The organism is Cetobacterium sp. ZOR0034 (assembly GCF_000799075.1).
Taxonomy (GTDB): Bacteria; Fusobacteriota; Fusobacteriia; order Fusobacteriales; family Fusobacteriaceae; genus Cetobacterium_A.
On record NZ_JTLI01000040.1, the window covers coordinates 1 to 2,105 of the forward strand.

General features: G+C 27.4%; 4 protein-coding genes. All 4 read right to left on the reverse strand.

Translation table 11 applies throughout. The features are described 5' to 3' along the window. Nucleotides 1-118: 118 nt before the first annotated feature. Complete coding sequence (locus L992_RS08270) at nt 119-496, reverse strand: VOC family protein (RefSeq protein ID WP_047382598.1); 378 nt, start codon at nt 494-496, stop codon at nt 119-121. A 44-nt stretch (nt 497-540) separates the two neighbouring features. After that, entirely contained in the window at nt 541-768 is a 228-nt protein-coding gene (locus L992_RS08275) for a zinc ribbon domain-containing protein (RefSeq protein ID WP_047382599.1), read from the reverse strand. A 22-nt stretch (nt 769-790) separates the two neighbouring features. Next, entirely contained in the window at nt 791-1,234 is a 444-nt protein-coding gene (locus tag L992_RS08280) for a YaiI/YqxD family protein (RefSeq protein ID WP_047395585.1), read from the reverse strand. A gap of 474 nt (nt 1,235-1,708) precedes the next feature. Beyond that, on the reverse strand, nt 1,709-2,105 hold a 397-nt coding region (locus L992_RS13655; RefSeq protein WP_047395587.1), incomplete at its 5' end, for a hypothetical protein.

Here is a 2,105-nt window from a genome sequence, read left to right on the forward strand (position 1 = left end):
TTTTTACTCCTTGAGTTCAAATTTTTCAATATTTTTTGGATAAATTTTTTCTATAGTTTCCTTATATAATAAAAAATAGGGTCAAAATAGACCCTATCTAACTAAATTTATCCAATTTTTACTTTACAACTCTAGGTGGAATAACTTCTAACCAGTATCCATCAGGATCATTTATAAAATAAATTCCCATAGCTGGATTCTCATAGCAAATACATCCCATTTCACTATGCTTTTTATAAGCTGCCTCGTAATCATCAGCAACAAAAGCTAAGTGGAACTCTTCATCTCCTAAATCATAAGCTTCTTCTCTATCTCTTAACCAAGTTAACTCTATTGTAAATCCAGTTTCTCCATCTCCCATATAAACTAAGATATAGCTACCATCTTCAGCTTCTTTTCTTCTTACCTCTATAAGCCCTAACGCATTTTTATAAAACTCCATACTTTTTTCAAGATTTAATACATTGATATTAAAGTGATTAAATACAAATTTCATTCTAACTCCTCCCTAAAAATATATTCAAGTAAATAATAACCTAATTATGCATCTTTTGTCAATTTTTGTATTATTGTTTTTCTTGATTTTAATTCGTTGCATTTATTGCACCAATAACTTAAAGATCCACACGCTGCTAATTTTTCAAGTTCACTTCCACAGTCAGGACAATAAGCTTTTTTTATATATTTTACTTCGCAACTTTTACAAGTATATTCAGTTCCAATTTTTTCCAATTCACAACCACACTCTAAACATTTTTGATCTTCCATTTTCTCCTCCAAAAATAATTTTCTATAACTTATTTATATCTTCTAAAAGTTTAATTAATTTCTTTTCAAATTCAATGTTTTGCTCCTGAGTTCTTTTCTTAGGCCCCTTTGTTCTCTTTCCTGCATTTCTTAGCTTTTGAGACATATGTCTACTAAAAAGTAAACTCTCTATATTGAATTTATTATAAATCAACCCATCTTGATTTATTGCATGAGCTCCTTTTGATAAAACGATTGATGCCAATCCATAATCTTGAGTTACAATTATATCTTTCTCCTCACTTTTAGAAATAATTGTAAAATCTACTGCGTCTGCTCCCTGAGAAACAACAACTGTTTGCACTCCATCTCTTTCAATCTTATGAGCATTATCACACACTATTAAACAACTTATATTTTTAGACTTTGCTACTTTTATTGCAATATCTGTAACTGGACAGGCATCTGCATCTATTATTATTTTCATCTTAGCTTCCTTTAATTAATTTATTTTCTATTACTATTTTAGCAAAACTAAGTATCAAAAATCAAGAATCATATATTATTTCATTTTCAAAACTCTTCACTTTTTTAGAAACCCTTAGAGCTGATAAAAAAACGGTAGAGTATTTGTAATTGATTCAGGGAGTACTTTAATATGAAACCTTTTTTGCAAATCTATCTAAAGGAGAATCTATAGTTGAACTTTTCAATTCTCTAAAGTTTGATTATGCCACGCTTGGTAATTATATCGTCATAAAAAAGATTCAAGACAGGGATTTGAAATTAGCTCTCGAGAACGGTCTAAAAGTCTTTTTTGAGTACAATAAACCACCTTTAAATCGAATATACAAAAAAATTCGATGTCAATTCAACTTTAGATATTGTTCCAAGATTAATTATAACTTAAATATAAAAATATCTTCGGTCATGACCGAAGATATTTTTATATAATTTTTATTTATTGTTTTTTACTATTTAATCTTAAAACAACAGACTTAACCATTTCAATTAAAATCTCTTCTGTTATCTCATCCAAATTCTTATATAAAAGTATCTCTTTTCCTGCTTCAAGCCTTAACATCATAGTTTCATCAAAATTCATCTCAAAAAGTCCTGAATAAAATTTAACTTTTTGGCTAACAGAATCATAAATCTCAGATAAAGTCATTCCTTTTTTATTTTTTATCTCTTCTGATAAAATTTCAATTTCTTCAATATTATTTTCTTTATTTTTAAAATACTCTGTTTCTATTAAATATTCTAAAGTCAAAGATTTCTTTGCTGCTTTAAATGCAATCTTCTGAATTTTTGTATCTTGACCACATTTTTTTATATAATAATCATATGCATTTTTT

Bases quoted from the DNA above. Each gene is read 5' to 3' on its own strand.
- L992_RS08270 (WP_047382598.1), bottom strand. From the start codon at position 496: ATGAAATTTGTATTTAATCACTTTAATATCAATGTATTAAATCTTGAA.
- L992_RS08275 (WP_047382599.1), bottom strand. From the start codon at position 768: ATGGAAGATCAAAAATGTTTAGAGTGTGGTTGTGAATTGGAAAAAATT.
- L992_RS08280 (WP_047395585.1), bottom strand. From the start codon at position 1,234: ATGAAAATAATAATAGATGCAGATGCCTGTCCAGTTACAGATATTGCA.